Raw genomic sequence first — 26,013 nt, forward strand, 5'->3', positions numbered from 1 at the left:
CGAAATGAAACTTTCAGAACAAAACACCACAGATAAATTAACTATATTTGCTATACAAAAAATTAGAACTATGAGTATTAATATTGCTGAAAGACACAAACTAATATTAAACAAACTAGAAAAAGATGGATTTGTAACCGTATCTAATCTAAGTTTAGAATTTAATGTATCATCTGTAACAATTAGAAAGGATTTAAAACTTTTAGAAGAACTAAATCTACTATTTAGATCTCATGGAAAAGCAATACCGATTAACCCTTACACTAAAGAAAGAACTGTTAACGAAAAAGTAAAGTTAAACAAAGAAGAAAAAAGTAAAATAGCTCAAAAAGCAGCCGAATTAATTGAACCACATGATAGCATAATTTTAGCCTCGGGAACCTCAATTATTGAAATGGCTAATCAAATTAAACCAATTACAGGCCTTACTGTTATTACAGCTTCATTAAACGCAGGGCTAATTATATCACAACTAAACAATGTAGATGTAATTCAACTTGGCGGTGTAATTAGAAAAAGCTCCTCTTCAATAATAGGACCATTAGGCGAAAAAATGCTTTCAGAATTTACCTGCTCTAAACTATTTCTAGGAGTTGACGGCATAGATTTAGAATTTGGACTAACAACAACTAGCTCTATGGAAGCTTCATTAAATCAAATGATGATCAAGTCTGCTCAAAAAATAATTATCCTAGCTGACTCTTCAAAATTTGGCAGAAAAGGTTTTGGTCGTATTTGCAATCTAAATGAAGTAGATCAAATAATTACTGATTCTGGAATTGATAAAACCTTTAAAGAACGCTTAATTGAATTAGGAATTGATGTTATTATTGCTCAAGATTAATAATTGTTAATTTTGTTTTTCTTTTTTTAATAATTTTTGAAGAACAACCATTAATAAAACTGCAATCAAACCTAAAATTCCCATAACATACCAATTTGCTCTAAAACCAAAACGATCTATTATTTCCATCCCAGTTTTTGCACTAAAAATATGTGCATACGAAAAAGCCATAGTATAGTACGCTAAATACATTCCATCTTTTCCGTTTGGAGCTCTATTCATAGCGAAATTATTAGTAAACGGAAATGCTAACATTTCACCAATAGAAATTAACAACATTCCAACTATTAAAACTCCCGACCAACCAGAAACATTTAATACTAAATAACTTAAAGCCATTAAAACTAAACTCCATGTAATAATTTTCATTTTATTAAAAAGTTTTTGTTCTATATAATGGATTAAAGGCATTTCTAATAAAAAAATCAGAAATCCGTTAACAGACATTATTAACCCAATTTCAAATTCTGATAAACCATGAACATCTTTATAAAATAAAGGCATTGTTGAAAATAACTGCATAAAAATAAAACCCATTATAAATACAACAGTTAAAAATATAATGTAGGGATAATCTCTAAAAACAGAAGTAGCTTTATTTTCTGATTCAACCAACTGTTCTTCTATTTTTTTTACCTTTTTAGGATTTAAAACAACTCGCATTAACAAAATAGCAGCAATACAAGTTATCCCATCAACCCAAAACAACCCAGAATAATTAATTGTAGAAATAATAATTCCTCCTAAAAAAGGCCCAAATGAAAATCCTAAATTAATTGCCAAGCGTATAAGCGTTAACGATCTTGTCTGATTCTCTAACTTGCTATACGTTTTTAATGCTACAAACATAGCTGGTCTAAACGTATCAGCTACAACCATTGTAAAAAATATACCAATGGCAAATCCAGTAAAAGTTGTTACAAACTGCAAAGCAATAAACAGAAACCCTGTTAACATCAAACTCCAGAACATTACTTTATAATATCCAATTTTCTCCGTAAGCTTCCCTCCTAACCAAGAACCTGCTAGCGACCCAACACCAAAAGCACTCATAATCCACCCTACTTGCGGCAACGTCAACTTTAAATCTTCAGTTAAATAAAGTGATAAAAATGGCAAAACCATAGTCCCTGCTCTATTTATAAAGGTTATAAGCGCCAACCACCAAATTTCTTTAGACAAACCACTAAAAGAATCTATATATGTATTAATTGTCTTCCTTATCATTTTTATAAAACTAAAAAACCCAGTTAAAAACTGGGTTAAAATTAAATTAATATGTTATGTACAAATAACTTATTTAAATACTACACCCAAAGGTTTTTAAAAACCACTTACAAACGGTATTATATTGCTTACAATTATTCATAATTCTATTCAAATTTTCATCAAAACTACAAAAATTTATTAATTAGCTCTAAATTGCAGATTATATTTGTGATTATTTAATCTTTCAAAAAAAGTCAAATGAAAAAAATTTATCTTCTTATATTTATTGTATCCTTCACGTTTGTAAACTGTGGTCCAACACATACCTATCAGAAATTTTACAACACACATAAAAACGATATTGGCTCTACCGCATTTCAAATGCCACGTTTTATGAAAAATGTTTTAAGTGGATTATCGCCAGAAGTAAATTCATTTTTTAATAACATGACAGATTTTAGTTTTATAACCCTAAACAATATTGACCCAACAAAATTTCAAATTTTAAATGAAGAAATTAATTTAATAGGAAACACATCCTACTACTCTGATATTTATAGAAAAACCGAAGAAAACAAACGAATTGTTGTTATTGGAAAAGAAGTTGAAGGAATTGTAAAAGAACTTGTTTATTTCAACTATAAAAACAATAGTATTCACTCATTTTATTTAAAAGGAAATTTTGATTCAAACAAAGTAAAACAGTTTTCAGAAAAAGAAGAGTTTGAAAATTTTACTCAAAAATTACTATTACAACAACCACAACTTATACCAAATACCATTCAATAATGAAAAAAATTACTTTATTATTCACTATAACACTTTTAATTTTAAGCTGTAACAAACCTAAAAAAAGCTATCTAGAAAAAATACAACAGCATCAATATGAACTAAACTCATTTTACGCAAATGAAAAAGATTCACCTTTAACCATAAAAGATTTAAAAGAATTTAAATCTCTAGATTTTTTTGAAATTGATGAAGCCTATAAAATTATTGCAGATTTTGAATTAACACCAAATACTGCAATTTTCGAAATGAAAACTAGCACAGAAAGACTTCCTCTATACAGAAAATATGGAGTTGCATCTTTTATTTTAAATGGTAAAGAATTCAGATTAAATATCTATCAAAATCAAAGCTTACTAACTTCGGTTGAATACAAAAATCATTTATTTCTTCCTTTTAATGATTTGACAAACAACAAAACAAGTTATGGAGGTGGCAGATATATTGATTTAGAAATTCCTTCAACAGATAGCAACACAATTACAATTGATTTTAACAAAGCATACAATCCGTATTGCGCCTATAATCACAAATACTCGTGTCCAATTCCTCCAGCTGAAAATTTTTTAAATACCGAAATTAAAGCAGGTGTTAAAATTTTTAAAAAACATTAGATAAAAAAAAAGGCTTCCATTTGGAAGCCTTTTTTTTTATCTAATAACTTAAAACAATTACTAATGTTGATTTAAACGAAAATCTGGATAAGCATCCATACCATGCTCATGTATATCTAAACCTTCCTGTTCTTCTTCTTTAGAAACTCGTATTCCTACAGTTTTCTTTAACGTATAAATTATAATAAACGCTGAAGTTACACAAAAAGCACCAATAGAAACAATTCCAATTAATTGATGTCCAAGTTGAGTCCAACCAGCTAAATCTCCAAATATTCCAACAGCTAAAGTCCCCCAAATACCACAAATTAAGTGAACAGCAATAGCTCCAACAGGATCATCTAATTTTAATCTATCAATAAAACTAACACCCAAAACAATTAAGGCTCCAGCTATAAAGCCTACAACTACAGAATCTGTTACACTCATTACATCTGCTCCAGCAGTAATACCAACAAGCCCACCAAGAATTCCATTTAAAAACATTGATAAATCATATTGCTTATATTTAAATAACGACACCAAAAATGCAGAAAGTCCACCTGAAGCCGCAGCAATACATGTAGTAACTAACACTAATGATGTTGCTCCTGGATCAGCAGAAAGTACCGAACCACCATTAAATCCAAACCAACCTAACCATAATAAAAATACACCTGCAGTTGCTAAAGGAATATTATGTCCAGGAATAGCTCCTAACGAACCATCCTTTTTGAATTTTCCAATTCTTGGTCCTAATAAATAAACCGCAATTAATGCTGCCCATCCTCCAACTGAATGCACTAATGTTGAACCTGCAAAATCATAAAAACCTAATTCATCTAACCAACCTGCACCCCATTTCCATGAACCCGCAATAGGATAAATAAATCCAACATATACAATTGTAAAAATCATAAATGCTCCTAATTTAATACGTTCAGCTACAGCTCCAGAAACAATTGTAGCTGCTGTTGCAGCAAACATTCCTTGAAATAAAAAGTCTGTCCAATAAGTATAACCTGCATCTGCATATTCTGCAGTTAAGCCATTTTCCGGTAACGACAAACCAAATAAATCAACAAAATAATCTGGTAAAACTCCCCAAATAAAGGATCCAGGATACATTAAATTAAACCCTATTATTGTGTAAAGCAACAACCCTGCTGTTATAATAAACACATTTTTAAATAATATATTTATCGTGTTTTTTTGCCTTGTAAATCCTATCTCTAATAATGAAAACCCTAAATGCATTATAAATACAAAAGCGGTACAAATCATCATCCACACATTATTTACCGTAAGTAAATCTCCCATTTTTATTAATTTTTAAAATTATTATTTTAAAGACTCTGTTCCGCCTTCTTTTGTTCTTATTCTATATGCCGCTTCTATATCTGAAATAAAAATTTTACCATCCCCAACTTGCCCAGTGTAAGCTGTATCTAACAATACTTTAATTGTCTTTTCTAAAAATGGATCAGAAACCACAATTGATAGATATCTTCTTTGAATATCTGAAGTACTGTAGCTAACCCCACGATACACATGACCTTCTTTCTCATTTCCAACACCAGTAACATCCCAATAGCTGAAAAAATTAACTCCGATTTCGTGTAAAGCTTCTTTAACGTCTACAAACTTTGACTTTCTAATAATTGCTTCAATTTTCTTCATTATAAATAAATTTAATATTGATACTGCGCGTAAAAATATAAATATATTTTACACTCCCTACATTTTAAAGGGCTTAACTTTAAATTTTTATATATTTTAAAATTAAACCCCCAATATGTTTGTAGTATTTTTATTTTTAAGTTATTTTTTTATTAATTCAATAAGACTTAATACAAAAAATTAAGCCCGCTAGAAATACAAGCAGGCTTAACTTAAAATAATTAATTAACAACAATCCTATTTTCCTATATACATAGTTTGAAGAACACTGATTAAACATTTTATTTAGGATCAAAACAAAAATGATGCCTTCAAATACTATAATTTATTTTACTACTAACTCTTCATTAGAATGCATACACTGCACCTATTAAAAATGAAGATAATTTATCAGAAGCCATACCATCTGAATCTAAGAATGGCTCATCATCACTCCAAGAATCTAATCTAATTTCTGGCTTAATTGTTAAATTTTCTAATGAATAACTTCCAGTTAAAGTTAAACCAAATACTGAAGGCTCATCAGTCATCAAGTCCGATACTTGTGAAAAATATTCACCTCTTAACCCTAATCCAAAAGAATCAGATAACGAAACTTGTGGATATAAAGCAACTCCATAAAATCCTTCACCATCATTGTCTGCATATGCAGCATTAACTCCAAAGTAAATAGAATCAGATAAATCAAATCCACCTGTATAATCTATTTCAAATCCTAAAGCTTCACCATCATCATAATAAAAATTCAAGTATTGACCAGCAACTCCTAATTGAGCACCTAAAGAATAAGCTCCAGTTAAGTTTTGATTAACATCTGTAACATTCATAAAAGCTAACATTAAACTTACTTTTTCTGACAAAGCAAAATCTGCTTTTAAACCAACATGAGAAAAAGGACCACTTGAAAATAACCATGAAGTACTATAGTTAAAGTTTCCTGTTGGAGATATAACTTCGTACCCTAAAAATGTATTAAACCTACCTAAAGTTAATGTTGTACTTTCAGAAACATTTAAATAAGCATACAATTGATTAATATTAAAACCTCCAGTAGCATCATCACCTCTAGGACCAAAAGCAATATCTGCAACCACTCCAGTTTTTTCACCTTCATAAGTACCAACTATATTAGCCATACCTAACGCAAAACCAGAATCACCAGCGAACGAAGTTCCAAACGACTGCCCCATATCATCAGAAGCAGACAAATAAGACTGATAATAAGCATCTACCGAACCACTAACACTAATTTTTTTCTTTTCTCCCTCTTCTTGTGCAATTGCAGGAACAGCAAACATAACCATTAGCAACAACACTATTTTTCTATAATTTAAATCTAAAATTGTTTTCATACTGTAAAATTTTAATTTGATTTTTTTATGTTCTTTATTATATTGAGTTTACAACCACTAATTGTTATAAACATTTGTTTTATGCTCATGAATATCTAAACCATCTACTTCTTCCTCTTTAGAAACTCTTAATCCCATTGTTTTCTTTAAGATAAACAATACAATAAAAGCAGTAGCCGCAGCCCAAGCTCCAATAGCTAACACTCCAATAGCTTGCACACCTAATAGTGAAAATCCACCACCATACAACAATCCACCATCAGTAGCAAATACACCTACCAACAATGTTCCTAATGCACCACATACACCATGTACAGAAACCGCACCAACAGGATCATCTACTTTTAACGTTTTATCTATAAAATCTACTGAAAATACAACAACAATTCCCGCAATAATTCCAATAATTGCTGCTCCCACGGGACTTACAGCAGCACAACCAGCAGTTATACCAACTAAACCTGCTAACGCACCGTTCAATGTCATTGAAATATCTGGTTTACCATATTTAACCCAAGTAACAAACATTGCAGACATTGCAGCAGCAGCAGCAGCTAAATTTGTTGTAATTAAAATACCTGCAGCATTATTTGCACTATCACCAGAAATTGCTAATTCAGATCCGGCATTAAATCCAAACCAACCTAACCATAAGATAAATACACCTAACGCACCTAACACCAAGTTATGACCTTGAATTGCATTAGACTTACCATTTGTATATTTTCCTAGTCTTGGACCTACCAATATTGCTCCAACTAAAGCTGCCCATCCACCAACAGAATGCACTACAGAAGAACCTGCAAAATCAACAAAACCAAGATTTGTTAACCAACCTTCACCTTGCCACACCCAGTGACCAGATATAGGGTAAATAATAACAGTCATTACCAAAGAAAAGATAATGTATGTTGTAAATTTTGTTCTTCCAGCAACAGCTCCTGAAACTATTGTAGCAGCAGTAGCTGCAAACACAGTTTGAAAGAATAAGTTATGCATATCGGAAGCATCACTATAAAATAATGAAGGAGTTCCGATAAAAGAACCTATAGTATCACCATACATTACTGTATATCCAACAGCCCAAAAACCAAGACTACCTATACATAGGTCCATAAAATTTTTCATAATAATATTTCCAGCATTTTTAGCTCTTGTAAAACCAGTTTCTACCAAAGTAAAACCAGCTTGCATAAAAAACACTAAAATTCCGCAGATAACAATCCACATTAAATCTAATACCGCATTAGTATCCATAATAATATATTTTTAATTCTTTAATAATTTTTTTAGTTTATAGACTCTGAACCTTTTTCTTTAGTTCTAATTCTGTACGCCTCATCAACAGTCGACACAAATATTTTACCATCTCCAACCTCTCCTGTGTAGGCTGCTTTCAAAACAGCATCAATTGTTATTTCTAAAAAATGATCAGATACAACAATAGATACATATCTACGCTGAATATCACTAGTACTATAGCTAACACCACGATACACATGGCCCTCTTTCTCATTCCCAACACCAGTTACATCCCAGTAACTAAAAAAGTTAACCGCAATTTCATGTAAAGCTTCTTTAACTTCATCAAATTTTGATTTTCGAATAATTGCTTCGATTTTCTTCATAATAAATGATTTATTTAATTGATTTCGAATTCAAAAATATATTTAAATTATTTAAACCCCTAATTTTTTAATGTATAAAACTACTTTTTTATTCTTTTTTATTTTTTACCCCTATTTTTTTAGGGGTTATTAATAATTCAATTGTATTTTTTATAATATAAGCAACAAAAAAAAGACCTAAAACTAAAGTTTAGGTCTTTTTTAACATTAAAAAGTAATTTATATATTTAAAATTATACTACATTATTACAAAAGTTAAGGTTTAATATATCTCTAATTTGAAATTTTTAGAAGACTTTAGAAAAGTAAACACCTATAAAAACAGCTATAAATCCTAAAAAAAGTGACCCTAAAGTGTAGAGTAAAAAACTAAAATAGTCTCCATTTTTTAAAAATAAGTGATTCTCGTAAGTAAAAGTGGCAAAAGTTGTAAAACCTCCGCAAAAACCAGAAGCCAACAATAACGATTGTGTTTGTGAAACTGATGATGTTTTAGCTAAATAGCCTAAAACAATTCCTATTAATAAACTCCCAAGTACATTAGCTAGCATTGTTCCATAAGGAATTATATTTTCGATATTGTTTAACCATCTACCTAATAAATAGCGAGCAACACTTCCAACACCTCCTCCAATAAAAACTAATAAGGCTTGTTTCATTTATTCAATTTGAACTTTATCTGCGTCCGTCCAATTCCATTTTCCAGTAACAGTACCTTTATTAAGAATCACAATTCCGGGATTTGCTCTAACAATTGTTTTTAACATTGTTTCATCAGCAAAAAGCATATCAAAATTTAGTTTGTAATTAACTTTTATTTTTTGAAAATCTTCAACCATCGAAGACGTAAGTGCATAAACTGTATACCCTTTAGCAATAGCATTATCTGTTATTGGTTTTAACTTATTAAAACCTTCCAAGTCGCTTTTATCTAAATTAGATGCTAAAACCAATAACACCTTATCATTAGTTAAAACTATATTTGTTAATTCTTCACCTTCAACACTTTCCAAATAAAAATCGTGAATTGGAGGCTCTATTTCGCCTATATACTCCATACCTTCTGGTAAATTTTTCCCAACAGCATATGGTCTAAAATCTATAATTGGTAAATGAACTAATACATAATAGGTTATATACAAAAAAGTAAAAAACAAAATAAAGGTTCCCCATTTAACTATATTACCACTAAACAATGGCTTTATATATTTAAATCCAAAAACTAAAATTAGCACTACTACTATTAAAAATACATTTTTATAAAAGGTTCCCCAAGCAGATAGTTTTACAGCATCTCCAAAACATCCACAATCTGTAACCTTATTATAGTAAGCAGAATACCACGTTAAAAACAAAAACACCAACATTATAAGTAATAAACTCCACACAGTTAGCTTTGGCAAATAACCTAGCAATAACATAACACCTAACATAATTTCAGCTAAAATCAATAAAATAGAGAAAGGCAAAGCATATGGAATTAAAAACTCCAGATTTAAAACATCTGCTCCAAAATACTCTTCGAATTTGTATTGCGAACCAATAGGATCTACCAATTTTACAAATCCAGAAAATACAAATGTTACTCCAACTATTAGCCTTGCTATAAATACAAGTAATTTCATTTTAAAATATTTTATTCTTATTCATTAATATGTATCAAAGCAAAAATGGCATAATTAATCATATCCTGATAATTTGCATCTATTCCTTCAGAAACAATTGTTTTACCTTTATTATCTTCAATTTGTTTAACTCGCAATAATTTTTGAAGAATTAAATCTGTTAATGAACTTATACGCATATCTCTCCAAGCTTCACCATAATCGTGATTTTTATCTTCCATTAATTGCTTTGTAACTGCAACATGCTTATCGTATAATTCAATAGCTACTTCATTAGAAATATCAGGTTGTTCAACAACACCTAATTCTAATTGAATTAGAGCCATTACCGAATAATTAATAATACCAATAAATTCAGAAACTTCACCTTCATCAACTTTTCTAGTTGAGTTTTGCTGTAATTGACGAATACGTTGTGCTTTGATAAATATTTGATCTGTTAACGATGGTAAACGTAAAATTCTCCAAGCGCTTCCGTAATCTTTTAATTTTTTACTATATAATAAACGACATTTTTCAATTATGGCATCGTATTGTTTCGAAGTTTGTTGCATATACTTTAATTATTTCCGTAAATTTCGAACAAATTTAACGATTTTAATAAACAAAAGTTCGATATACATTTAAAAAAGTCTAAATGAAAAGAATAGCAGTTTTTTGTGGATCAAGCACAGGGTTCAAAAAAATATTTAAAAATGAGGCCAAAAATTTAGGAGATTATTTTGCTAATAATAATATAGGTTTGGTTTATGGTGGAGGAAAAATTGGAATGATGGGTGTTATTGCTGATGCTATTTTAGAAAAAAAAGGTGAAGTTATTGGAGTAATTCCTAATTTATTACGTCACGAAGAAGTAGCCCATAACGGAATTACCAAAATGCACATTACAAAAACCATGAGCGAACGTAAGGTAAAAATAAGCAGATTGGTTGACGGATACATTGCTTTACCCGGAGGCTTTGGAACTTTAGATGAAATTTTTGAAGCACTTACATTAGGTCAATTAGGTATTGAAAGTAAACCAGTAGGTATTTTAAATACTAATGGGTTTTTTAATTATTTAATAAAACAACTAGATGTAATGGTTAACGAAGGTTACTTAAAACAATCTAATAAAGAAATGTTACTTATTGGAAATACTATTGAAGAATTAATAGCCAAAATGGACAATTATAAAATTCCAAAAGTAAGCAAAGTAATAAATAAGGTAGTAAGCTAATGAAAAGTATCAACTGCAAGGGAAACCTTATTGATTTATCTTCTCCAAAAGTAATGGGTGTTTTAAACATTACACCAGATTCCTTTTTTGACGGTGGAAAATACAACAACGAAAAAGCAATTTTATACCAAGTTGAAAAAATGTTAGATGAAGGCGCAACATTTATTGATGTTGGAGCATACTCTTCTAGACCCGGAGCAAAACACATTTCTAAAAAAGAAGAATTAGAACGAATTGTACCTGTTATAAAACTTTTAATTAAAGAATTTTCTAATATTATTATTTCATTAGACACTTTTAGAAGTGAAGTAGTAAAACAATGTGTTTTAGAAGGTGCAAGTTTGGTGAATGATATTTCAGCAGGTGAATTAGACAATAATATGTTTAAAACCATTGCTCAATTACAAGTACCATATATATTTATGCACATGCAAGGTAAACCTCAAACCATGCAACAAAATCCCGAATACACCAATATTGTAAAAGATATTATTTTTTATTTTTCAAAAAAAATAAATAAATTAAGAACACTTGGCGTGAATGATATTATTTCTGATGTTGGCTTCGGTTTTGGAAAAACTCTTGAACACAACTACCAATTATTAAATAATTTAGAGTTATTTAATAATCTAGAAACACCCATGTTAGTTGGACTTTCAAGAAAATCTATGCTATTTAAACCTTTAGAAATAACACCAAACGAGGCTTTAAGCGCTACAACAGCTGCAAATACTATTGCCCTTTTAAAAGGAGCAAATATTTTACGCGTGCACGATGTTAAAGAAGCTGTTGAAACCATTAAAATTGTTAAATTACTTAAAAATAACAAATGAAAAATATTTTCATACTAATTACCTTTTCTCTTTTAGCTGTCAACTGCGCAAAAAAAGAATTAAAAATACCTGTTTTACATCAAAAGGGAATTCAAGAAGTACAAGATCACTCACAAGTATGGATGTTTTTTGAAGTAAATAATAACGATACCATTGTTAACGTTAATCGTAAAAATACCATAAGCTCTACACATTGGATTTATAATATTGATAAACGACTTCCTTTAAAAACTTTTATTGAAGATTTAATAAGCCTAAAATATAAACATGCTAACTCAATGCATTCAGAAAAAGGAAAGCATGATTATCTTAGCTATTCAGACACTATCTCAAAAAAATTATCCTTCATTGAAATTGATAACGTTGAATTTAAAACCGACAGCATACATTCAAAATATTATATTAAAAAAAACAGTGAAAATTATAAAAAATATTTCAACATAAATCTAACTTTTAACCCAAACAATATTTGGATTAACGATAGCAAATTAGAAAATGAAGATTTTGAAACTGTTTTATTAGAGTATATAGAGTTTTCTGCTGAAGGAAGTAAAACAATGCTTCATACTAATTTTAATAATAACTTAAACTACCAAGATTATTTATACTTTAAAATGTTACTAAACAGTATACAAAACGAAGCTATTATTATAAATAACCTAGAATTTATTTTTGATCAAACTAAAGTGCCAGATTGTGGCTGCGAATAAACAGTATTAATTATAACTTTTTAGTACTTTTACAAAAACTTCATATTTAAATGCTCGATTTTTTAAATTTCACCTTTTTAGATGTTTTAGATATTTTACTAGTAGCAACACTACTTTATTATATATACAAACTTTTAAAAGGAACAGTTGCCATAAATATTTTTATTGGGATTGCGCTTATTGTTTTAATATGGAAAATAACGCAAGCACTACAAATGGAAATGTTGAGTGGGCTTTTAGGAACACTTATTAGTCTTGGAGCTATTGCAATTTTAATTGTATTTCAACCAGAAGTACGTAAGTTTTTGTTAATGCTAGGCTCAACAAACTTTACAAATCGAAGAAATTTTTTAAAACAGTTAAAATTCCTGAAAACTGAAATTCACACCACAATGGATGTGGAAACAATTGTAAATACATGTGAAGCTTTATCTAAAACTAAAACTGGTGCTTTGATTGTTTTAGAAAGAACTCATAATTTAGATTTTGTAAAAAGTACAGGAGATAAAATGTATGCTGAAGTAAACCAACCTATTTTAGAAAGTATTTTTTATAAAAATAGCCCTCTACATGATGGTGCTGTAATTATAAAAGAAAACTTTATAATTGCAACAAGAGTAGTACTACCACTATCTAATAAAAATTTACCTTCTCGATTTGGGCTTCGTCACAGAGCTGCTATTGGAGTAACTGAAAAAACAGATACGCTTTGTTTAATAGTTTCAGAAGAAACTGGCGAAATTTCCTATATAAAAGATGGAGAATTTGTTTTATACAAATCAACAAACGAATTAATAGAACTTATTAGATACGATTTAAATTAAGCAACATCATTGGCAAATTGCATATCGTATAAAGTTTTATAATAACCATCCTTATTTAACAATTCTAAATGCGACCCTTGCTCAACAATTTCACCTTTATCCATTACAATAATTCTATCTGCTTTTTTAACCGTAGTTAATCTATGCGCAATAATTATTGACGTTTGGTGCTTTGTAATTTTATCAGTTGCTTGTTGAATTAATTTTTCAGAATATGAATCTATTGATGAAGTTGCTTCGTCTAAAATTAAAATACTAGGATTACTAACATATGCGCGTAAAAAAGCAATTAATTGTCGTTGTCCTGCAGATAACATTACACCTCTTTCTTTTACATTGTAATAATAATTTTCTGGTAAACCCATTATAAAATCGTGAATACCTATTTCTTTAGCTGCATTTTTAACTTCATCTAATGAAATATTTTTATTACTTAATACAATATTATTAAAAATAGAATCGGAAAATAAAAAAACATCTTGTAAAACAACTGCAATTTGGTTTCTTAAAGATTGCAATGTGTATTGGTCTATATTATGGTTATCTACACATATTTCGCCTCCATTAATTTCATAAAATCTATTCACTAAATTAATAATGGTCGATTTTCCAGCTCCAGTTGCACCAACAATAGCAACTGTTTCACCTGCGTTTACTTTAAACGAAATTCCTTTTAATACTTCCTCCCCTTTTATATAACTAAAACGTACATTTTTAAACTCAATATTTCCTTTGAATGATGTAGCTTCTACAGTTCCTGTTTTAGTAATTTGACTTTGAGTATCCAGCACTTCAAACACTCTATCTCCTGCAACCATTCCCATTTGCAGTGTATTAAATTTATCAGCAATTTGTCGTAATGGTCTAAACAACATTTGAGACATCATAATAAATGCAATAATCTGACTTGCTGAAGTAGTACCAGAACCTATAATTTCTAAACCTCCATACCACGCCAATAAACCAACGGCAATAGACGAAAGTATTTCTGCAATAGGAAAGAAAATAGAATAATACCAAACAGTTCTAATATGTGCTTTTTTATGCTTTTCGTTAATTTCCATAAAGTTTTTATACTCCATTTTTTCACGATTAAATAACTGAACTATATTCATTCCGGTTACACGTTCTTGTACAAAACCATTAAGGTTTGCTACTTGAGTTCTAACCTCTTGAAAAGCAGATTTTATTGCAATTTGAAAAAGTTTAGTTGCATAGATTAATATTGGTAAAATAATAAAAGCAATTAAAGCCAAACGCCAATTCATCCACAACATAACAAGAGCTACCAAAAACATTTTTAAAATATCACTTATTATCATAAACAAACCTTGCCCAAAAAATTGTGCAATTGTTTCGGTATCACTCACCAACCTTGTTACTAGTTTTCCTACTGAAGATTTATCAAAATAGGCCATTTTAAATTGCAACATATGCTTTTGCAATTTTACCCTAATATCTTTAATTATATGCTGCCCTAACCAGTTTACTTTGTATATAAAAACAAATTGCAATAGCACTTCAAACATTAAAACACCAAGCATTAATAAAGAAAAATTCAACAATCCTTCTTTATCTTTATTTTCATAATACACATCAACAATACGCTCTAGAATTATTGGTCTAGATGCTGCTGCTAATGATAATAGAATTGCAGACAATGTTCCAATTAAGAATTGCAATTTATAACCTTTTGCAAATCCCATTAATCGCTTAAATATTTTTGCATCAAAAGCTTTTCCTGTAACTTTTTTACTCATTTAATAGTATAGATTTTGGATATGTAACATTAGTTAAAAATAAACCTAATGCAGGAGCTGATGGTCCTGCTTTGCACCTATCCTTACTTTTAATAATTTCAATAAATTGTTTAATGGTAGTTTTTCCTTCACCAACATCTATCAACGTTCCAACAATTGCACGAACCATATTTCTTAAAAAACGATCTGCTGAAATGTAAAAAATTAATGAGTTTCCATTTAATTTCCATTCAGCATTAGTTACCTTACAATTATAGGTTCTAACATCAGTATTTGAACGAGAAAAACACTGAAAATCGGTGTAAGTTAGCAAAATTTGAGCAGCCATATTCATTTTCTCAATATTTAACTTTTTATTAATTAACTGCCATGTTGTTTCAATATCAAATGGATTTCTACCTAATAAAATTCTATATTCATAACTTCTATTTTCAGCATCAAATCTTGCGTGGGCATTTTCGGTTACTCTAAAAATTTTAAAAATTGTAATATCATCAGGTAAAACAGCATTTGCTTTATAAGTAGTTTCTTCACTATTTATTTCTGAAGGAAAATCGAAATGCGCAAATAATTGTTCTGCATGCACTCCAGCATCAGTTCTACCTGCTCCAGACACTTCAATTGTACTTCTTAAAATTATTGACAACGCTTTTTGAATACACTCTTGTACAGAAATTGCATTGGGCTGAATTTGCCAACCGTGATAATTTGTACCTTTATATGCTAACTCTATAAAATATCTCAACTGAAATGTTATTTTTACAGTTGCAAATATAAGGCTTATTTACGAGCTTAATTTTTGATATTTATGAAAAAAATACTACTACTTTCCGACACTCATAATTATATTGATGAGCAAATACTAAAATTTGTAAAACAGGCTGATGAAGTTTGGCATGCTGGAGATATTGGTAATATTAGTGTTACAGATGAAATTCAAAAAATAAAACCTTTACGTGCCGTTTATGGAAACATAGATGACAAAACTATTAGAAGTGAGTTTCCTTTACATCAAAAATTTACTATTGAAAATGTGCCTGTTTGGATAACGCATATTGGTGGCTACCCTAATAGATATGATATGTCTATTAGAAATGAAATAAATCAAAATCCACCAAAATTATTTATTAGTGGACATTCACATATATTAAAAGTAATGTTTGACAAAAAACTGAATTTACTTCATATAAACCCTGGAGCAGCTGGAAAACACGGTTTTCATAAAGTTAGAACTATGACTCGATTTGAAATAAATAATGATAAAATTGAAAATTTAGAAGTTATTGAACTTCAAAAACGCTAGTAATTAATAGGTATTGAAATAAATATTTTTGCCCCTTCACTTTGCGCTTCATTAAATTTAATAATTCCTTTAAAGGATTTTACTCTGGCTTCTATTTGACTTAAACCTATTCCATTATTTGGATCTAATCTATCAAACACAAAACCATTACCGTTATCCGAAACCAAAATTTTCAACAACCCTTCTGATTGTTCCATTCTAACTAACCCTTCTGTAGCGGCACTGTGACGTAAAATATTATTAACTAACTCTGTAATTATATTTAAAATTTTTATTTCAAAATCTTGTTCGAATCTTGAAATATTAATTGCTTTAAAATTAATTTTAATTTCAGAAGTTGATGATTTTTCACATAATTCTCCAACAGCTTTTTCCAAACCAAATTTTAATAATGAAGAGGATATTAAGTTGTGAGATAAGTTTCTTAAACTTTCAATAACTTCAGAAATTATAGTCTCTGTTTTTTTTAGTTCTTTAGGTAGTTCTGCATTTATTTTTTTGGTTCCAGCATATAATTGAAGTTTTGCAACTGAAAGCATTGCATTTGCATCATCATGTAAAACCGACGATATTCTTTTACGCTCAACCAACCTACCATCTAAAGTTGCATTAAGTATTTTAGATTGACTTTCACTTTTAATTTTTTCAATGCTACTTTGATGTATCAGTTGCTCTTGTTGAATTTTTAATTCATGATTTTTTTTATTAGATCTTATCAGTTTATATAGCACATAAATACCTGATAATAAAACTAAAATTGCAAAACCTAAACCATATGACAATTGCTCAATTCGCTGCCTTTTCTCTTTTTCTATTTCAGCTTCACGTTCTTTAACTTCAACTTTATACTTTGATTCTATTTCTGTAATTTCTTTATATTTTAAATCTTGTTGAAGTGAATCATTAAGCGTTAAAAACATTTCTTGATACTCAAATGCTTTTTTATAATCTCCTAATCCACCATACGCATAAGACATATTTATGTACGACATATTACGAGCTTTTTTTTCTAAATCTTCTTTTCCATTACCAACTAAATCTAAAACACTTTGAAATACTTTTAAAGCTTCTTTATATTCACCTTTCATATAGTAAATACCTCCAAGATTATTTAATATTCCAGCTTCAATTTCAAGATTTCCTAATATTTTTTGAAAATTAGCAGCTATTTTTGAGTGTTCAATTGCCTTATCATAATCAGCTTTTATGTAATATATACCAGATAAATTTGCATGCATTTTAGCTTTTAAATCTTCAAAACCTTTAACTTGTTTAGAGTATTCTATAGCTGTTTTATAATTAACAAAAGCACTATCTATAATTCCATCTAATTGAAAATTTCCACCTTTTTTATAATATATATACTGAAGTTTTGAATAATTTAAAGAAGTATGTTTTAAAACTTCATTATAATACTCTGTTGATTTTTTATAGTCTCCATTATCTCTATAAATATCTGCCATTAAGGTATAACCCTCTACAATTTCAGAAGTATTGTTATTACTTTTTACAAGTTCTAAATAAGAATATAAATTTTCTAAAGCTTTTTTAGAATATCCATTTTTAAATAACTCTCTTATTTTAGAAATTTCACTAGATTCTTCAACTTGTTTTTCTCTATTGATTTCTTGACCAATAGAAACTGTAGTAATAAATATAATAAGAGTAAATAACTTAATTACCTTCTTCATTTAACGAATAATTTTTCACCATAACTTATAATAGTTCAAAAATAGTATATTTATAACACTAAAGGTTATGAATAACAAAAAAACCATTTCAAATAAATGAAATGGTTTGTTGCACTAATATACTAAGATGTTAGGTCTAACGTAATCTATCCGCTGATTTTACAAGCTCCTCATCCCTTTTTATAGCACGGTTAGCCAAAGAAACTAACACAATACTAGCAATAGGTATAAGCAACCCAATACCTTTCTCCGAAATCGAAATTCCTCCAGATAAGTTTTGCGTAATTACTACTATTATTCCTAATAAAATAAAATTGACCATAATTGAAAATCTACCCAACACAAATTGTAGTTTTCTATTTTTAAATTTAAAAATAGCTACAAAAGTTAAAATAGCAGACAAGAAAAATAATACAGGTATTGCTTTTAAAATTATTCTATCTGTAGAAAAAGCATCCAAAACAAAGAAATTAATAGCATCTTCATTTTTCCATAAAGGCGCTAAAAAAACAAAGCCACCAGAAAGTAAGGTAGCTACCAATAAATATATAGATTGTATTCTTTGAATCATTATTATATTACTTAACGCAAAAATACGTTTTATTTTTAAAGAAATAAAAAGAATATTATATAAATTAATTTATTATATTTGCAATGTACTGTGAATAATAACCATACAGTATTACTACTAAACTTTAATTACCCTAATTATTTTTTTGAAAATTAAAATTCTATTCAGAATTAACACATATTATAATTTATACAATAACAACAATCATAAATAATGTTTGAAATTTCCCAATTAAAGGCGAAAAATCTCGAAGAATTAAAAGAGATTGCAAAAGATATTGGAGCTAAAAAATACAGTCAGTTAAAAAAACTTGATCTGGTTTATCTAATCCTAGACATTCAAGCTTCAGCGCCTTCAGTAGTAAAAAAAGAAAATACTACTTCAGAAAATAAACCAAAACCAAAGCGCAAACGTATAGCAAACAAACCTGCTAATACCAAACACAATCAAGCGCCTAAAAAAGAACAACAACTTGCGTTAGACGTAAAAGCCGAAAATAAAGAAACTACTCCGGTTAAACCTGAACAAAAAAAGCAAGCTAAACCTGTTGTTAAGCATGAAAAACCAGCTGTAAAAAAAGAAGTTCAAAACAAGCCACAAGCTACTGAAACTTCAAAGGTTGACGAAAAGAAACCTCATGAACAAAAACCTCATGAACAAAAAAAACAGCAACCACAGCAACAAAATAAAGGTCAACAAAATAGACCTCAACATAAAAAAAATCCAAATCAACAAAATAAAGGTAACCAACAACCACGTGGTAAAAATGGAAACCGTTATAGAGATCCTGATTATGAATTTGATGGAATTATTGAAAGTGAAGGTGTATTAGAAATGATGCCTGATGGATATGGATTTTTACGTTCATCAGATTACAACTACTTATCATCACCTGATGATATTTATTTATCTCAATCACAAATTAAATTATTTGGATTAAAAACAGGTGATACTGTAAAAGGTGTTGTAAGACCTCCAAAAGAAGGTGAAAAATATTTTCCACTAATTAGAGTATCCAAAATAAATGGATTACCACCAAATGTTGTTAGAGATCGAGTTTCATTTGAACATTTAACGCCTCTATTTCCTCAAGAAAAATTTAATTTAGCTGGAAGATCTGCAACATTATCAACAAGAATTATGGATTTGTTCTCTCCAATTGGAAAAGGGCAAAGAGGTATGATTGTTTCGCAACCAAAAACGGGTAAAACAATGTTATTAAAAGACATTGCTAACTCTATTGCTTCCAATCACCCTGAAGTTTATCAAATTATTTTATTAATTGATGAACGTCCAGAAGAGGTTACTGATATGCAAAGAAGTGTTAATGGCGAAGTTGTTGCATCTACTTTTGATGAACCAGCTGATAAACACGTACGTGTTGCTAATATAGTTTTAGAAAAAGCAAAACGTTTAGTTGAATGTGGACACGATGTTGTTATTTTATTAGATTCAATAACGCGTTTGGCTAGAGCTTACAATACAGTTGCTCCAGCTTCAGGTAAAATATTATCGGGTGGTATTGATGCAAATGCTTTACATAAACCAAAACGTTTCTTTGGTGCGGCAAGAAATATTGAAAACGGAGGTTCTTTATCTATTATTGCTACTGCATTAACAGAAACAGGTTCTAAAATGGATGAAGTTATTTTTGAAGAATTTAAAGGAACTGGTAATATGGAACTTCAATTAGAGCGTAATATTTCTAATAGAAGAATTTATCCTGCAATTGATTTAGTGAAATCTAGTACTAGACGAGATGATTTATTGTTAGATCCTAAAACTATTCAACGTATGTGGGTATTACGTAAATACCTTGCAGATATGAACCCTGTTGAAGCTATGGAATTTATAAAAGATAAAATACAATACTCCAAAAATAACGATGAATTTTTAATCTCTATGAATGGTTAATTGTTTATAATGGTAACATTCTAAAATAGAGTTACAAAATTAATATATTAAAGGTAGTAATTTAAAATTACTACCTTTTTTGTTTTTGTATTGTTTTCTTTTTAGTGTATTGTGCTAATGCATTAGATTAAGTGTTAATAGCATATAGTTCTATATTAGAATAACTAACATTATTGCAAATCTCAAAAATTAATCTTAATTTCTATAATTGCTTAATAATTTAAACAATAACCCTATTATCTATTTCTCACCAATAAATACCTATTTAAATTATTGCTATTTTAAGAATTAGAAAATAATTATATAAACATTCTAATTACAAAAAATAAGTATAGAGAAATTAAAATAAGACCTTCTTTCCATGTAAGTTTCATTTTAACAGGAACAAAGTTTAATGGTAAAATTAAAAATGAAATAAATAACATCCAAAATATATCATTATTTAACAATCCTGGATCTGCAACAGTCACAGGTGTTATCATTGAAGTTATACCTAATACAGCCAAAATATTAAACACATTAGAACCAATTAAATTTCCTAATGATATTGCTTTCTCTTTTTTTATTACAGCAATTACCGAAGCTGCTAATTCAGGAATACTTGTACCCACAGATACAATTGTAATTCCTATAACGCGCTCACTAACATTAAAATTTTCAGCTAAACCAATAGCTCCATTAATTAATAATTCAGAACCACCCCACAATCCTAATCCTCCAAGTATTAAAAACAAAACGTCTTTATATAAAGGCAACATTACATCATCTTCAGGCATCTCATCAACTACAGCCGGCTTTTGAAAACGCAGTAAATACACTAGAAAAATAATAAGGAATGAAAATAAAATAATTCCTTCCCATCTTACTAAAACACCATCAAAAGCTATAAATCCATATAACAATAATGAAGCAACCATCATTACAGGCCAATCTGTTTTGTAAAAACTTTTTTCAACACTAATTGTAGATAATAATATGGTAATAGCTAAAACCAAGCCTAAATTAGCAATATTAGATCCTATTACATTTCCTAAAGCTATATCTGCGTGACCATTTAAAGCAGATTTTACACTTACTATTAATTCTGGAGCAGAAGTTGCAAACGATACCACAGTCATCCCAATTACAATTTTAGGAATCATTAAACGCAATGAAAAACCAACGGCTGCTTTTAACAACCAATTTCCTCCTAAAATTAACAACACCAATCCTATAACCAAAAACAATATATTCATTAAATATTTTTTTGCAAATATAACAGATTTAAAATGTTACGAATTACTTGAGAATAAAAATAAGAAACTTAAAATTTAGTTAAACTAAATCTATTACTTTTTGCCTTCAATTTTATCCAAACCCTATTTTACAGCTAAAAATCACATAACAACTCCATTACTTTTCTATTAGACACAAAAACCACCCATTATTTACTTACTTTTTTACAGTTAAAATCATTTTAAAGTTTCATTTTAAAATATATTTGTAGTATTTAATTTACAACAATAAATTAAAACTGTATATAAATTAACATTTGAAAGTTAAATTAATAAACTCAACTATTAATATTTGGAAGTAGGTTTGCAATAATTGTACATTCAATATAGAATTAATCACAATCTTTTTATTAACCTTAAATTCTATTAGTATGATACAATTTTTTATACTAGTAACTAAACTAGTACTAACTCTTATTAATTTTTTCTTCTAACCAATTTAAATTAATAATTCAAGTAAAAAAATCTTACATTTTGTAAGATTTTTTTTTAGCTGTATTTTAGCTGCATGAAAAAAAAGTTATTTAAAATACTCTCTAAAATTAATAAAGTGTTACTGCCAAGCTTTACTAAACAACGGTTAGATATGGCAAAAGCTAAAAAATGGCAACTTGCAATTATTGGTTGGAAATATTTTGTTACAAAAAATAGTTTGTAAATAATTAAAATATGTTATATTTGCACCCGCAAAAAGGCCTCGTAGCATAACTGAATAGTGCACTTGATTACGGCTCAAGAGGTTGGAGGTTTGAATCCTCCCGAGGTCACTTTTATTTTTTAAATAATTAAACCACATATTTAATATGTGGTTTCTTTTTTTAATCAATTTCTTTTAATTCACATATATTGTTATTAATGTCTATTTAAACTAGACAACAATTAAAACTATTTTCATACCTTTTCATACGTTTTCGTATACGCATTAACATAATTTTAAGAAAAGAGCCATATGTTTTAGTCATAAAATCATTTGTTTCCCTTAATACTTTAAAAAATGCCAAAATTTGTAGCATCTAAACTTAAAATAAATATAAATATGAAATTCAATTTACTTGTTGATTGGAAACTCAAAACTTTTTTATTAGCTACAATGCTAGTATTTAGTTTTAGTACAATACAAGCACAATCAATTACTGTACAAGGTAATGTAACTGGAGATGGTGAACCTCTACCAGGTGTAAGTGTGCTAGTAAAGGGAACCGCAAACGGTACAGTAACCGATTTTGACGGTAATTATGAAATTAAAGCCAAAACTAACGACGTTCTTGTTTTTAGTTATATTGGTTTTACGGCTAGAGAAATTAAAGTAACTAAAGCAACTTTAAATGTTACTTTAAAATCTGATGTTGCTGCATTAGAAGAAGTTGTTGTAATTGGTTACGGTACTCAACGAAAAAAAGAAGTAACTGGAGCAGTTGTTAAAGTTGAATCTGATGAATTAGCAAAAACAGCAACATCTGATGTTGGTTCTGCATTACAAGGTCAAGTGGCTGGGGTAAGTGTAGTTGCTAGTTCTGGTGAACCTGGATCTGAAGCGAATATTTTAATTCGTGGTGTTTCATCTGTTTATGGTTCTAACAAACCATTATATGTAGTTGACGGAATTCCTTTTGAAGATGACCCTAAATTAAGTGTAAATGAAATTGAAAGTATCGATGTATTAAAAGATGCCGCTTCTGCAGCAATTTATGGTACTCGTGGTGCTGCCGGTGTAATTTTAATTACTACTAAAAAAGGTAAAGAAGGATCTTTAAAAGTAAGTGCTAATGGATATTATGGTATTCAAAACATTACATCTAATACATACCTATTAAACAGAGAAGATAAATTATACCTTTACTTTTTAATGGCTGCTAATGATGCTTCTCCAACTTATTTTGGTAATACTTGGCACAGTGCAGAACAAAATCCTTCACAGTTAACAAACGATACTAATTTAATTGACTACATTTTAAATGATAGTGCTCCAATTGAAAACTATAACTTAATGTTATCTGGAGGAAAAGCTGGTTTAACTTATAGTGTTTCTGGAAACTTCTACAAACAAGAAGGTACAGTATTAAACTCAAACTATCAACGATTTAATGTTAGAACTAATACCCGAATGGTAAAAGACAAATGGACTATTGATTCTGGTGTTTCTTTCAGAGTTGAAGATAGAAAATATGCTCCATGGGGAATTTTAAGAGATGCTTACAGATATTCTGCTTTACAAACTGACTTATCAAGTAGTCTAGATGATATTGCTGATGCTGGTAGTGGTGAAACTGATAGTGCTTTTAGCAACCTTTCTTATGTTGGTAGAAAATTAATTCAAGATGATACTGGTACAGGACATTTCTTTGATGGAAGAATAAGTATTGCATACCAAGCAACTCCTAGTTTAAGATTAACAACACGTGCATCTGCAGGTTGGAGTGATGGAGAGAGAATTACTATCAATCCTCAATTTGTTGCATATGATTGGGAAGGAGATCCTATTCCAACAGAGCAATCTAAAATATACAACCAAAGTACTACAAGTGAAAAGTACTCTTGGGAAAACATTTTGAATTGGAAAAAATCATTTGGAGATCATAATTTAAATTTTACAGGTGTATATTCAGCTGAAAAATATAGTTATTCTTCTTTTTATGCTGCTAAATTTGACATCTTTAATAATGATATTACTACTCTAAATGGTGCTACTGGAGATGCACAAGCAGGTACTGGTACAGGACAATGGGGACAAGATCGTGAAAATACACTTATTGGTATTTTAGCACGTGCACAATACAACTACAAAGGTAAATATTTATTAAGCGCCTCTGTACGTCATGATGGATCTTCTAGATTTAAAGAAGAACCTTGGGGAACATTCCCTTCTTTCTCTGCTGGTTGGAATGTAAGTGACGAACCTTTTTGGGAACCTATAAAAGATGTAGTTTCTTCACTTAAATTAAGAGCTAGTTATGGTACAACAGGTAATCAAGGTATTGAAGATTATTTCTATACATCAACAATTGTTTTAGAACATGATTATGTATTTGGAGCAGTAGATGAAGATGGTGATAACCAAACCTATAATTTAGGAGCTACACAAATTGATTATGCAAATGAAAATGTAAAATGGGAGACTTCTATTTCTCAAAATATTGGTTTTGATATGAGCTTCTTCAATAACAGCTTAACATTTTCAGGAGATTTATACAAAACTGAAAAAGAAGATATGTTATTCTCTGTTTACCTTCCACCATCAACAGGTGTAGGACTTGGAAATAATTCTGATGTAGTATTGAATGTTGGAAACATGGAAAATAAAGGGGTAGAATTCTCTTTAAATTATAAAGATAGAAGAGGAAAAGTTAGATGGAATGCTGGTTTAAACTTCTCTAAAAACTCAAACGAAGTTACTAAAATGAGTGGTAGTAACGATATTATTTATTTTGATAGTACAATTTCAGGTCATAATAATGACCAAGATGATGTATCTGTACTAGCTGAAGGTTACCAAGTTGGTTCTTTCTTCTTAATTAAAACAGACGGTGTAATTCAAACGCAACAAGAGTTAGATGCTTATTTAGCTGAATACCCAACTAGTGGTGCAGCATTAGGTGATTTAAGACTACTAGATGCATTAACAGAAGATACTGATGGAGATGGCGTTGCTGATGCTGGTGATGGAGTTATTGATATTAATGATAGACAATATATGGGAAGCGGTACTCCTGAATGGGAATTAGGTTTAAACGCATCTATTCAATACAGTAATTTTGATTTATCGGCACAAGTATTTGGAGCCTTTGGAGGAAAAATTATGAATGGTAGTAAAGCCTATGCATACCAATACGGAAACCACCAAGATTTTGCATACCAATGGTCACCACAAAACCCTACATCTGAAATTCCAGTATTTAGAGGTTCTGCAACACACAATAACGTGAGAGGTAGAAATGATTATTATATGGAAGATGGAGACTATGTAAGATTAAGAAACATAACTCTAGGATACAACTTACCTAAAAAAACATTAGAAAAATTAAGTTTATCTAAATTAAGATTCTATGTTGCTGGACAAAACTTAATCACAATAACTGATTATACTGGGTACGACCCTGAAGTAGGTAATAACGGATTTAGTACTAGAGGTATTGACAAAGGTACTTATCCTGTTACTTCTCAAGTTAGAGCTGGTGTACAATTGGAATTTTAATC

General features: G+C 29.3%; 25 protein-coding genes and 1 tRNA gene. 12 read left to right on the forward strand and 14 right to left on the reverse strand.

The features are described 5' to 3' along the window. Nucleotides 1-70: 70 nt before the first annotated feature. Complete coding sequence (locus R3X25_RS00940; RefSeq protein WP_317673374.1) at nt 71-844, forward strand: DeoR/GlpR family DNA-binding transcription regulator; 774 nt, start codon at nt 71-73, stop codon at nt 842-844. Between the two features lie 6 nt (nt 845-850). On the opposite strand, the gene R3X25_RS00945 is transcribed toward R3X25_RS00940, so the two are convergent. Further along, on the reverse strand, nt 851-2,071 hold the full coding sequence (locus R3X25_RS00945; protein WP_317670936.1) for an MFS transporter: 1,221 nt from the start codon (nt 2,069-2,071) through the stop codon (nt 851-853). A gap of 240 nt (nt 2,072-2,311) precedes the next feature. Here R3X25_RS00945 and R3X25_RS00950 point away from each other — a divergent pair, with 240 nt between their 5' ends. Both R3X25_RS00950 and R3X25_RS00955 read left to right on the forward strand, forming a co-directional pair. Continuing rightward, nucleotides 2,312-2,842: a DUF4252 domain-containing protein gene (locus R3X25_RS00950; RefSeq protein ID WP_317670938.1), complete on the forward strand. Its 531-nt coding sequence runs from the start codon at nt 2,312-2,314 to the stop codon at nt 2,840-2,842. Beyond that, entirely contained in the window at nt 2,842-3,456 is a 615-nt protein-coding gene (locus R3X25_RS00955; RefSeq protein ID WP_317670940.1) for a DUF1684 domain-containing protein, read from the forward strand. Before R3X25_RS00950 ends, R3X25_RS00955 begins: the two co-directional genes overlap by 1 nt. A 60-nt stretch (nt 3,457-3,516) precedes the next feature. Here R3X25_RS00955 and R3X25_RS00960 read toward each other — a convergent pair whose 3' ends face one another. From R3X25_RS00960 to R3X25_RS00995, 8 genes are all read right to left on the reverse strand, one after another. Further along, entirely contained in the window at nt 3,517-4,755 is a 1,239-nt protein-coding gene (locus R3X25_RS00960) for an ammonium transporter (RefSeq protein ID WP_317670942.1), read from the reverse strand. 21 nt (nt 4,756-4,776) lie between these two features. After that, nucleotides 4,777-5,115 (reverse strand): P-II family nitrogen regulator, encoded by a 339-nt coding sequence (locus R3X25_RS00965; RefSeq protein WP_317670944.1) that lies wholly within the window; start codon nt 5,113-5,115, stop codon nt 4,777-4,779. Between the two features lie 347 nt (nt 5,116-5,462). Next, the gene (locus R3X25_RS00970) at nt 5,463-6,467 is read right to left on the reverse strand and encodes an outer membrane beta-barrel protein (protein ID WP_317670946.1); all 1,005 of its coding nucleotides are present in this window, start codon (nt 6,465-6,467) and stop codon (nt 5,463-5,465) included. Nucleotides 6,468-6,524: 57 nt separating this feature from the next. Beyond that, on the reverse strand, nt 6,525-7,724 hold the full coding sequence (locus R3X25_RS00975) for an ammonium transporter (RefSeq protein WP_317670948.1): 1,200 nt from the start codon (nt 7,722-7,724) through the stop codon (nt 6,525-6,527). Nucleotides 7,725-7,756: 32 nt separating this feature from the next. After that, nucleotides 7,757-8,095, reverse strand: a complete 339-nt coding sequence (locus tag R3X25_RS00980) for a P-II family nitrogen regulator (RefSeq protein WP_317670950.1) — start codon at nt 8,093-8,095, stop codon at nt 7,757-7,759. Nucleotides 8,096-8,382: 287 nt separating this feature from the next. Further along, a complete protein-coding gene (crcB, locus tag R3X25_RS00985) occupies nt 8,383-8,754 on the reverse strand; it encodes a fluoride efflux transporter CrcB (RefSeq protein WP_317670952.1) in 372 nt (123 codons plus the stop codon). Then, nucleotides 8,755-9,720: a DoxX family protein gene (locus R3X25_RS00990; RefSeq protein WP_317670954.1), complete on the reverse strand. Its 966-nt coding sequence runs from the start codon at nt 9,718-9,720 to the stop codon at nt 8,755-8,757. Between the two features lie 17 nt (nt 9,721-9,737). After that, nucleotides 9,738-10,274, reverse strand: a complete 537-nt coding sequence (locus R3X25_RS00995; RefSeq protein ID WP_317670956.1) for a DUF1599 domain-containing protein — start codon at nt 10,272-10,274, stop codon at nt 9,738-9,740. Between the two features lie 83 nt (nt 10,275-10,357). On the opposite strand from R3X25_RS00995, the gene R3X25_RS01000 reads away from it, so the two are divergent. Genes R3X25_RS01000 through cdaA form a run of 4 tightly spaced genes read left to right on the forward strand, consistent with a single transcriptional unit; the run spans nt 10,358 to nt 13,306 of the window. Then, the gene (locus tag R3X25_RS01000; protein ID WP_317670958.1) at nt 10,358-10,939 is read left to right on the forward strand and encodes a TIGR00730 family Rossman fold protein; all 582 of its coding nucleotides are present in this window, start codon (nt 10,358-10,360) and stop codon (nt 10,937-10,939) included. Continuing rightward, on the forward strand, nt 10,939-11,772 hold the full coding sequence (gene folP / locus R3X25_RS01005; RefSeq protein WP_317670960.1) for a dihydropteroate synthase: 834 nt from the start codon (nt 10,939-10,941) through the stop codon (nt 11,770-11,772). Before R3X25_RS01000 ends, folP begins: the two co-directional genes overlap by 1 nt. Continuing rightward, a complete protein-coding gene (locus tag R3X25_RS01010) occupies nt 11,769-12,482 on the forward strand; it encodes a hypothetical protein (RefSeq protein WP_317670962.1) in 714 nt (237 codons plus the stop codon). The genes folP and R3X25_RS01010 overlap by 4 nt, the downstream gene beginning before the upstream one ends. A 50-nt stretch (nt 12,483-12,532) precedes the next feature. After that, entirely contained in the window at nt 12,533-13,306 is a 774-nt protein-coding gene (gene cdaA / locus R3X25_RS01015; RefSeq protein WP_317670964.1) for a diadenylate cyclase CdaA, read from the forward strand. Here cdaA and R3X25_RS01020 read toward each other — a convergent pair. Continuing rightward, nucleotides 13,303-15,066, reverse strand: coding sequence for an ABC transporter ATP-binding protein (locus R3X25_RS01020; protein ID WP_317670966.1), 1,764 nt, complete (start codon nt 15,064-15,066; stop codon nt 13,303-13,305). The two genes, cdaA and R3X25_RS01020, sit on opposite strands and share 4 nt — an antisense overlap. Beyond that, entirely contained in the window at nt 15,059-15,811 is a 753-nt protein-coding gene (truA, locus tag R3X25_RS01025; protein ID WP_317670968.1) for a tRNA pseudouridine(38-40) synthase TruA, read from the reverse strand. Before truA ends, R3X25_RS01020 begins: the two co-directional genes overlap by 8 nt. Before the next feature lie 63 nt (nt 15,812-15,874). On the opposite strand from truA, the gene R3X25_RS01030 reads away from it, so the two are divergent. Continuing rightward, nucleotides 15,875-16,369, forward strand: coding sequence for a metallophosphoesterase family protein (locus tag R3X25_RS01030; protein WP_317670970.1), 495 nt, complete (start codon nt 15,875-15,877; stop codon nt 16,367-16,369). Here the strand turns inward: R3X25_RS01030 and R3X25_RS01035 are convergent. Continuing rightward, nucleotides 16,366-18,060, reverse strand: coding sequence for a tetratricopeptide repeat protein (locus R3X25_RS01035; RefSeq protein ID WP_317670972.1), 1,695 nt, complete (start codon nt 18,058-18,060; stop codon nt 16,366-16,368). The genes R3X25_RS01030 and R3X25_RS01035 overlap by 4 nt on opposite strands. Before the next feature lie 136 nt (nt 18,061-18,196). Beyond that, complete coding sequence (locus R3X25_RS01040; protein WP_317670974.1) at nt 18,197-18,631, reverse strand: DUF4293 domain-containing protein; 435 nt, start codon at nt 18,629-18,631, stop codon at nt 18,197-18,199. 213 nt (nt 18,632-18,844) lie between these two features. Here R3X25_RS01040 and rho point away from each other — a divergent pair, with 213 nt between their 5' ends. Then, nucleotides 18,845-20,545 carry a transcription termination factor Rho gene (rho, locus tag R3X25_RS01045; protein ID WP_317670976.1) on the forward strand — a complete coding sequence of 567 codons (1,701 nt, stop codon included), beginning with the start codon at nt 18,845-18,847 and terminating at the stop codon, nt 20,543-20,545. Nucleotides 20,546-20,844: 299 nt separating this feature from the next. On the opposite strand, the gene R3X25_RS01050 is transcribed toward rho, so the two are convergent. After that, nucleotides 20,845-21,780 (reverse strand): calcium/sodium antiporter, encoded by a 936-nt coding sequence (locus R3X25_RS01050; RefSeq protein WP_317670978.1) that lies wholly within the window; start codon nt 21,778-21,780, stop codon nt 20,845-20,847. A 547-nt stretch (nt 21,781-22,327) separates the two neighbouring features. Here R3X25_RS01050 and R3X25_RS01055 point away from each other — a divergent pair. The 3 genes from R3X25_RS01055 to R3X25_RS01065 all read left to right on the forward strand — a co-directional run bounded on the left by R3X25_RS01055 (nt 22,328) and on the right by R3X25_RS01065 (nt 26,011). Continuing rightward, nucleotides 22,328-22,477 (forward strand): SsrA-binding protein, encoded by a 150-nt coding sequence (locus R3X25_RS01055; protein WP_317670980.1) that lies wholly within the window; start codon nt 22,328-22,330, stop codon nt 22,475-22,477. Between the two features lie 35 nt (nt 22,478-22,512). Then, nucleotides 22,513-22,586: transfer RNA gene (locus tag R3X25_RS01060), tRNA-Arg, on the forward strand. A 227-nt stretch (nt 22,587-22,813) separates the two neighbouring features. Beyond that, entirely contained in the window at nt 22,814-26,011 is a 3,198-nt protein-coding gene (locus R3X25_RS01065; RefSeq protein WP_317670982.1) for a TonB-dependent receptor, read from the forward strand. Nucleotides 26,012-26,013: the final 2 nt, after the last annotated feature.

The sequence above is a fragment of the Lutibacter sp. TH_r2 genome, assembly GCF_033101135.1.
Lineage (GTDB): Bacteria > Bacteroidota > Bacteroidia > Flavobacteriales > Flavobacteriaceae > Lutibacter.

What these genes read in the sequence shown, in the direction of transcription:
- R3X25_RS00940 (WP_317673374.1), top strand. Translation starts at nt 71, where the DNA reads ATGAGTATTAATATTGCTGAAAGACACAAACTAATATTAAACAAACTA.
- R3X25_RS00945 (WP_317670936.1), bottom strand. Translation starts at nt 2,071, where the DNA reads ATGATAAGGAAGACAATTAATACATATATAGATTCTTTTAGTGGTTTG.
- R3X25_RS00950 (WP_317670938.1), top strand. Translation starts at nt 2,312, where the DNA reads ATGAAAAAAATTTATCTTCTTATATTTATTGTATCCTTCACGTTTGTA.
- R3X25_RS00955 (WP_317670940.1), top strand. Translation starts at nt 2,842, where the DNA reads ATGAAAAAAATTACTTTATTATTCACTATAACACTTTTAATTTTAAGC.
- R3X25_RS00960 (WP_317670942.1), bottom strand. Translation starts at nt 4,755, where the DNA reads ATGGGAGATTTACTTACGGTAAATAATGTGTGGATGATGATTTGTACC.
- R3X25_RS00965 (WP_317670944.1), bottom strand. Translation starts at nt 5,115, where the DNA reads ATGAAGAAAATTGAAGCAATTATTAGAAAGTCAAAGTTTGTAGACGTT.
- R3X25_RS00970 (WP_317670946.1), bottom strand. Translation starts at nt 6,467, where the DNA reads ATGAAAACAATTTTAGATTTAAATTATAGAAAAATAGTGTTGTTGCTA.
- R3X25_RS00975 (WP_317670948.1), bottom strand. Translation starts at nt 7,724, where the DNA reads ATGGATACTAATGCGGTATTAGATTTAATGTGGATTGTTATCTGCGGA.
- R3X25_RS00980 (WP_317670950.1), bottom strand. Translation starts at nt 8,095, where the DNA reads ATGAAGAAAATCGAAGCAATTATTCGAAAATCAAAATTTGATGAAGTT.
- crcB (WP_317670952.1), bottom strand. Translation starts at nt 8,754, where the DNA reads ATGAAACAAGCCTTATTAGTTTTTATTGGAGGAGGTGTTGGAAGTGTT.
- R3X25_RS00990 (WP_317670954.1), bottom strand. Translation starts at nt 9,720, where the DNA reads ATGAAATTACTTGTATTTATAGCAAGGCTAATAGTTGGAGTAACATTT.
- R3X25_RS00995 (WP_317670956.1), bottom strand. Translation starts at nt 10,274, where the DNA reads ATGCAACAAACTTCGAAACAATACGATGCCATAATTGAAAAATGTCGT.
- R3X25_RS01000 (WP_317670958.1), top strand. Translation starts at nt 10,358, where the DNA reads ATGAAAAGAATAGCAGTTTTTTGTGGATCAAGCACAGGGTTCAAAAAA.
- folP (WP_317670960.1), top strand. Translation starts at nt 10,939, where the DNA reads ATGAAAAGTATCAACTGCAAGGGAAACCTTATTGATTTATCTTCTCCA.
- R3X25_RS01010 (WP_317670962.1), top strand. Translation starts at nt 11,769, where the DNA reads ATGAAAAATATTTTCATACTAATTACCTTTTCTCTTTTAGCTGTCAAC.
- cdaA (WP_317670964.1), top strand. Translation starts at nt 12,533, where the DNA reads ATGCTCGATTTTTTAAATTTCACCTTTTTAGATGTTTTAGATATTTTA.
- R3X25_RS01020 (WP_317670966.1), bottom strand. Translation starts at nt 15,066, where the DNA reads ATGAGTAAAAAAGTTACAGGAAAAGCTTTTGATGCAAAAATATTTAAG.
- R3X25_RS01030 (WP_317670970.1), top strand. Translation starts at nt 15,875, where the DNA reads ATGAAAAAAATACTACTACTTTCCGACACTCATAATTATATTGATGAG.
- R3X25_RS01035 (WP_317670972.1), bottom strand. Translation starts at nt 18,060, where the DNA reads ATGAAGAAGGTAATTAAGTTATTTACTCTTATTATATTTATTACTACA.
- R3X25_RS01040 (WP_317670974.1), bottom strand. Translation starts at nt 18,631, where the DNA reads ATGATTCAAAGAATACAATCTATATATTTATTGGTAGCTACCTTACTT.
- rho (WP_317670976.1), top strand. Translation starts at nt 18,845, where the DNA reads ATGTTTGAAATTTCCCAATTAAAGGCGAAAAATCTCGAAGAATTAAAA.
- R3X25_RS01050 (WP_317670978.1), bottom strand. Translation starts at nt 21,780, where the DNA reads ATGAATATATTGTTTTTGGTTATAGGATTGGTGTTGTTAATTTTAGGA.
- R3X25_RS01055 (WP_317670980.1), top strand. Translation starts at nt 22,328, where the DNA reads ATGAAAAAAAAGTTATTTAAAATACTCTCTAAAATTAATAAAGTGTTA.
- R3X25_RS01065 (WP_317670982.1), top strand. Translation starts at nt 22,814, where the DNA reads ATGCCAAAATTTGTAGCATCTAAACTTAAAATAAATATAAATATGAAA.